4 protein-coding genes and 2 pseudogenes are annotated in these 6,423 nt (G+C 70.6%); 5 read left to right on the top strand and 1 reads right to left on the bottom strand.

Annotation, left to right across the window (positions count from 1 at the left end; all coding sequences use genetic code 11):
• Nucleotides 1–378: pseudogene (locus tag ON39_RS35085) on the bottom strand (hypothetical protein); the annotation flags it as partial.
• Between the two features lie 206 nt (nt 379–584).
• On the opposite strand from ON39_RS35085, the gene ON39_RS35080 reads away from it, so the two are divergent.
• From ON39_RS35080 to ON39_RS35060, 5 genes and pseudogenes are all read left to right on the top strand, one after another.
• The gene (locus ON39_RS35080) at nt 585–2,090 is read left to right on the top strand and encodes a condensation domain-containing protein (RefSeq protein ID WP_246003266.1); all 1,506 of its coding nucleotides are present in this window, start codon (nt 585–587) and stop codon (nt 2,088–2,090) included.
• Nucleotides 2,087–3,559, top strand: coding sequence for an MFS transporter (locus ON39_RS35075; protein ID WP_051187495.1), 1,473 nt, complete (start codon nt 2,087–2,089; stop codon nt 3,557–3,559). The genes ON39_RS35080 and ON39_RS35075 overlap by 4 nt, the downstream gene beginning before the upstream one ends.
• Nucleotides 3,556–5,115 carry a glycosyltransferase family 39 protein gene (locus ON39_RS35070; protein WP_051187494.1) on the top strand — a complete coding sequence of 520 codons (1,560 nt, stop codon included), beginning with the start codon at nt 3,556–3,558 and terminating at the stop codon, nt 5,113–5,115. Before ON39_RS35075 ends, ON39_RS35070 begins: the two co-directional genes overlap by 4 nt.
• 25 nt (nt 5,116–5,140) lie before the next feature.
• Nucleotides 5,141–6,091 (top strand): glucosyl-3-phosphoglycerate synthase, encoded by a 951-nt coding sequence (locus ON39_RS35065; RefSeq protein WP_040740614.1) that lies wholly within the window; start codon nt 5,141–5,143, stop codon nt 6,089–6,091.
• Nucleotides 6,091–6,423, top strand: a pseudogene (locus ON39_RS35060) (esterase family protein); the annotation flags it as partial. The gene ON39_RS35065 and the pseudogene ON39_RS35060, both read left to right, overlap by 1 nt.

Genomic DNA, 6,423 nt, shown 5'->3' with positions numbered 1-6,423 from the left:
ATCGGCGAAGAACGCCGCCACATCCGTCTGATCGGTCCAGTTGCTGCCCTCGGTGCCGCCGCTCGCCCCGTTGAGCAGGTACAGGGTCGGCACCGGGCGTGAACTATCCTGCGCCGGAAGCACTTCCAGATCGACCGGCGCGGCCATGGCGGTGGAGTACACGGTGACCGAGAGCAGCCGGCCCGCGCCGGGGCGCACCGACAGAACGTGCGAACCGTCCGAGGCGGCGGACGGCGAAACCGGTTCGGCACCGGCGTATCCGGTCGATGCCATCGGCAGCGTCCAACCGCCGATCAGCACCACGAGCGCGACGGCGGCGCGGCCCGATGCTCTCCGAATACGTTGTCGCGCTATGTTTTTCACGGCGTAGGCAGCCATGCGGTACCTCCCGGCCGTCCTGTGGTTGGTTGTGCTGCTGTGGCATCGAAGTTAGGACGCCGTGCTGAGCGCGGACAAGTGGCCGACGCTTTGTTTGGGTAACGGGCCAGCCGGATAGGTTCCCGACTGGTGCACTTCACAGGATTGCCCGCTTCGCATAGACCATGGCGCGGTCCATGTCGTTAACTCGATGACTGTGACGGCGGTTGCACCGCCCGAACCCCGGACGCGTTCGCGTCGCGGCCGGATTTATTGGGGATTTTCCCCATCGGCACGAATTGAGGGTACCTGTGGTCAGTTTCGGGTTCATCGAGGAATGGGTTCCGGCGCCGGGGCGGCTCACGAGTTGGACGGCGTCACCGCGGTCGCTGGAGGCGGTGCGCCGCGCGCCGGCCCATCCGACGCCGCCGTCGCATCAGCAGGAACAATATCTGCGCTCGCTGCATCGCGACGCGGCCGCGGGCTTCGGCGGCTCCCGGCTGTGCATGATCTCGTTCACGATCCCGGGATCCCCCGACCACGCGGCCTGGAGCAGGGCTTTCACCGCTTTTCTGCGCCGCCACGACACGTTCCTGAGCTGGTTCGCCGTCGGCGACGACGGCAGCGTCGTACGACACGTGGCGGCGCCGACCGACATCGACCTCGTGCCGGAGGAGCACGGCGACATGGCCGACAGCGCCGCGATCCGCGCGCACGTCGAGATGGTGACGCCGAGCGCGCTCTGGTGGGATTGCTGGAGTTTCGGCGTTATCGAGCACGAGAATTCGTTCACCGTGTACGCGGGCGTCGACCATTTGCACACCGACGGCGTAGCGCAGGCGTTGAGCTGCGTGGATCTGCTGATGCTGTACGGGAACGAATTGTCCGGCGGGAAACTCGCGCCGCAACCGGTGGACGGGCACCTCGCTTATTGCGAGCGCGAACGGCGCGGCACCGCCGAAATGACGGCGCAGTCACCGAATATCCGGACCTGGCTGGAGTTGTTGCGGCGCAACGGCGGCGACGTGCCGAGCTTTCCGGCGGACCTGGGGGTCGGCACCCAGCGCTACATCCGCGGCGCGCAGCGCACGGTGCATCTGGTCGACGAGGCCGACGCGCTGCGGTTCGAAGAGATCTGCACGGCCAACGGCGCTCGCTTCACCGGTGGGCTGTTCGCGGCCGCCGCGCTGGTGGAGAGCGAGATGTCCGGCGGGGACTGGTATTTCGGTCTCACGCCGGTGAATACCCGCGCCACGGCCGGGGAGACGAACTCGGTCGGCTGGTACACGAGCCTGATCCCGGTCGAGTTCTCGGTCGAGCGTGCCGACAGCTTCGCCACGATCGTCTCGCGCGCGCAGCAGGCCTACGACCGCGGCAAGGATCTCACCGACGTATCGCTGTACCGCGCACTGGAACTCGCGCCGCCGGAGTTCGGCATCCACACGCAGCCCGGCTGGACGGCGCGGATGCTGTCCTACGTCGACGTGCGAAAGATCCCGGGCGTGGAGATGTTCGACCAGATCAACGGCGGCATGTTCGCCAGCCGCGGCATGTCGCGCGAGGTCTACATCTGGGTCAACCGGTTCACCGACATCACCCAGCTGAGCCTGCTCTTCCCCGACACCCCGCAGGCGCACGCCGCGGTCGACCGCTATATCGCGGCGACCCGAACCGTTTTCGCGGCGGTCGCCGCCGACGGCGACTACGCGCCGCGCGTCGGCGCGCTGTCGTGACGGCGTCCCTGACGACCCGGGCGGCCACCGAGCGCACCCCGATCACCATGGCCGCGTGGGGTGCGCTCGGGGCGTGCCTGCTCGCCGTGTTCCTGCAGATGCTCGACCTGACGATCGTGAACACCGCGCTGCCGGAGATCGCCGCGGACCTCGCCGCCTCCGACGCCGTTCAGCTGCTTGTGGTTTCGCTCTACAGTCTGACGTTCGCCTGCACGCTGCTCACGGCCGCCAGGCTGGGCGCCCTCCTCGGCCGGCGGCGCGTGTTCCTCTGCGCGCTCACCGTCTTCGTGGCCGCCTCGCTGTGGTGCGGGCTGTCGCGGTACGGGGCGGAGTTGATCGTCGCTCGCGGCGTGCAAGGGCTCGCTGCGGCGGCGATGTCGGCGCAGACGATCGCGATCATCACGGCGTCCTTTCCACCGGCGCGTCGCGCTCTGGCGTTCGGAATCTACGGTGCGGCAGCGGGTTTCGCGGCGATCACCGGTCCGCTGGCGGGTGGCGTGCTCATCGCGATCGATCCGCTCGGGGTGGGCTGGCACGCCATCTTCCTGATCAATGTCCCGCTCGGCCTGGTCGGGCTGGCGCTGGCGTATCGGTTTCTGCGACAGAGTCTTTCGGAGGAGCGGGAGCGACTGGATCTGCCGGGGGCGTTGCTCTCGACGCTCGGACTGTTCCTCGTGCTGTGCCCGGCGGCGATCGGCCGCGAAAAGGGTTGGCCGCCGGTGCTACTCGCGATGATCGTCGGCGGCTGCGCGCTGCTGGCGGTCTTCGCGGCGCGCCAGTATCGGCTCACCCGCCGCGGCGGCGGCCCGCTGGTGCACGCCGAGCTGTTCACCGATCGGGGTTTCGCGCTCGGCGCGGTCCTGACCGTCGGCTTCTTCGGACTGTTCGGCGGATTTCTGTTCAGCGTCTCGGTGGCGGCGCAGTCGGGGCTCGGCATGACCGCGATGCAGACCGCCTGGCTCATGGCGCCTTTCGCACTCGGGGGCGCGCTCGGCGCGCTGAGCTCGCCGCTGTTGGTGACCAGGTGGGGACCGCGGGCGCTCACCGTCGGCATGCTGATCTACGCGGGCGCCGTCGTCGGCATCGCGGTGGTGATCGGCCCGCACGCGGTGAGCGTCGACACCGTGACGCTCAGCGCGCCCGTGCTCGTCGCGGGTGTGGGGATGGGCTGTTTCGCCGCTCCCCTGCCCGCGCTCATGCTGGCCGGGGTCGCCGACCGGATCACCGGCTCGGCGTCGGGGACCGTCCCCACGCTGCAACAGCTCGGCACCTCCGCGGGCGTGGTCGCGCTCGGCGGGTTGTTCTTTCACCGCGTCGACGAGGCCGCCCCCACGGTGACGAAGGCGGCCACCGCCCACGCGTATCTCACGGCGTACACGGCGGTGCTCTGGGCCGTCGCGGCGGCGGCCGCGGCGCTGGCCGTCGTCACGCTGGCCATGCCGCGCGGCCCGGCCGGGAGCGACGCGTGATCGCCCGCGCGGACGCGGTAGCCGACCGGTCCGGCGTGGAATCGGCGGCCGGGCCGCCGCGCTTCGCGACGCTGCCCGTCGCGGTGATCGCGGCGGTGACCGGGTTCATCCTGATCGCCCGGTCCACCCGCTACGACTACTTCGGCGACGAGCTGTACTTCCTCGCGGCGGGTCGGCGACCGGCGGCCGGGTACGTCGACCAGGGTCCGCTCATTCCGTCGGTGGCCAGGGCCGTCGATGTGCTCGCCCCGGATTCGCTTGTCGCGCTGCGTCTTCCCTCGATAGTCCTCACCGTCGGCGGGGTCGTCGTCGCCGCGGCGCTCGCCCGCGAGTTCGGCGGCCGGGCCGGGGCCCAGTCGCTGGCGAGCCTGGCCTACGCGGTGTGCCCGTTCGCGATCACGCAGGCGGCGACGTTGTCCACCTTCGCCTTCGACGCCACCCTGTCGGCGACGGTGCTGTGGCTCGTCGTGGCGTGGGTCCGCGCCCGGCGCGACGGTGTGCTCCTGGCCGCCGCCGCGGTCGCCGCCGTCGATCTGCAGGTCAAGCTGTTGGTGCCGGTCGTGCTGGCCGGGATCGTGCTCGGCGCAGCGGTATTCGGGCCGCGACGAAGCACGCGTCGCCGAACGCCGTTGCTGGTCGCGCTGATCGTCGCGGTGGCGGCCGCCCCGAGCCTGGCGTGGCAGGCCGCGCACGGCTGGCCTCAGGTGGCCATGGGCCGGGTCATTCGCGCAGAACAGTCGGCCGCCACCGGTGGCGCGCTCGGCCTGCCCGTCCAATTCGCCTTGCTCGCCGGGCTTCTCGGCACCGTGCTGACGGTGTGCGGGCTCTGGGGTCTGCTTCGCCGCCCCAGCTTGGCCGAGTACCGCTTCCTCACCGTCGTCGCACTGGTCTTGGTCGGCTTCGTCGTGCTCAGCGGCGGGCGACCCTATTACCTCGCGGCACTGCTGCCGGTCTTGTTCGCCGCCGGCGCGGTGACGGCGCAGGACGCGGTGCGGCGAGGATGGCGGCGCGGCGGCGAGATGGCGCTCGCGGCGGTGTCCCTGGCCATCGCACTGGGCGTGATCATGGCGCTGCCGCAACCGATCTCGCGGCTGCACGAGCCCACCTCGTCACCGCGCGAACTCTATACGCGCCTACGGCTTTTCGGCACTACCGGCTGGCCCGAGCTCCTCACCGCCGTCTCCGGCGCCTACGCACAGCTGGACCCGGCCGAGCGCGGCCGGACGGTGATCGTCACCCAAACCTATTGGCAGGCCGCGGCGATCGACCAGCTCGGCGCGCACCTGCCCCCGGTCTACAGCCCCAATCGCGGCTTCGCCTACTTCGGCACGCCGCCGGATTCGGCGACGACCGTCCTCTACGTGACGGCGGGAGACGCCGAACCCGTTCTGCGGCCGATGTTCTCGTCCCTGCGCGTGCTCAGCCGAGCCGACGACCCGCTGGGCTTCCCCGGGATCTCCCGCTCCGTGACGGTATGGCGCGGCGACGACCCCACCCGATCCTGGTCCGAAATCTGGTCGGCCCGCACCACCCTCGCACTCGACACCGGCCGCTGACGAGCCGATCAGGAAAGGACCGCCCATGGCCGTCTCGCCCCTCGGAGCCACCGTGTTCCACCCGACCTGGTCGCCGGACGAGTTACTGGAACGCAAAGGGAGCCGCACCGTTTCGGTGGTCATCCCCGCACTGAACGAGCAGGATACCGTGGCAGGCGTCGTCGCGTCGGTGCGCGGGCTGCTCGGCGGCCTGGTCGACGAGCTGCTCGTGGTCGACTCCGGATCCATCGATCGCACCGTCGCCGACGCCCGCGCCGCCGGAGCCACCGTCTACACCCGCGAGGAGGCCCTGCCCGGCGTGCGGCCGCGGCCGGGCAAGGGCGAGGTGCTGTGGCGCTCGCTCGCGGTCGCGCGCGGCGACCTGATCGTGTTCGTCGACTCCGATCTCGTCGCGCCGAGTCCGCTGTTCGTGCCCTCGCTGCTCGCTCCCCTACTCGCGGACGACGAATTGTGTTTGGTGAAGGGGTTTTACCGACGCCCGCTGGCCGGGTCGGGGCCCGGCGGGCTCGGCGGCGGCCGGGTCACCGAGCTGCTGGCCCGCCCGCTGCTCACCGCGCTGGTGCCCGACCTCGCCGACCTCATCCAGCCGCTCGGCGGCGAATACGCCGCCACCCGTGAGTTCTTGACCGCCATCCCGTTCGCGCCCGGGTACGGCGTGGAGATCGGGATCGTGCTCGACGCCTGGAAACGCCGCGGCGCCCGCGCGATCGGACAGGTCGACCTCGGCATCCGCGTCCATCGCAACCGCCCGACCCATGAACTCGCCGCGATGAGCCGTCAGGTCGTCGCCACCCTGCTCGCCCGGCTCGGCATCCCCGATTCCGGAGTGGCGCTGCGCCAGTATCTTCCGCACGGCTCGCGCTGGCTGACCACCGATACCGACCTCGATCTGCACGACCGCCCCGCCATGGCGACGCTGATCGACGTGCTCGCCACCGCCGACGGCGCGGTCCCGCCCGAGATAGGAGTGCACTGATGGCACCATCCAAGTCGGCGCGTCCTCGGCGCGGCGCCGCCCGGCTGCTGACCACGATCATCGGCGTCGGCCTGCTCGCAATGAATCCCGTTGTGGCACCGGCCGACCCAGGCTCTACCGCCGCACACCTCGACCATCTCCGCTTCGAGCAGGCGCGCCTCATCGACGCCGGGGTCTACTCCGCCGCGATGAACTCCATTGTCCGCCTGCGGGTTCTACGCGCGGTAGACCCGGACGCGCCCGCCCCCACGCTGTATCTGTTGAACGGCGCCAACGGCGGCGTCGACGGCAGTTGGTACGACAAGACGGATGTGGCGGCGTTTTTCGCCGAC

Origin of the sequence: Nocardia tenerifensis NBRC 101015 (genome assembly GCF_000308715.1) — a bacterium.
GTDB classification, from domain to species: Bacteria; Actinomycetota; Actinomycetes; order Mycobacteriales; family Mycobacteriaceae; genus Nocardia; species Nocardia tenerifensis.
This window is presented reverse-complemented; position numbering and strand designations above follow the sequence as displayed.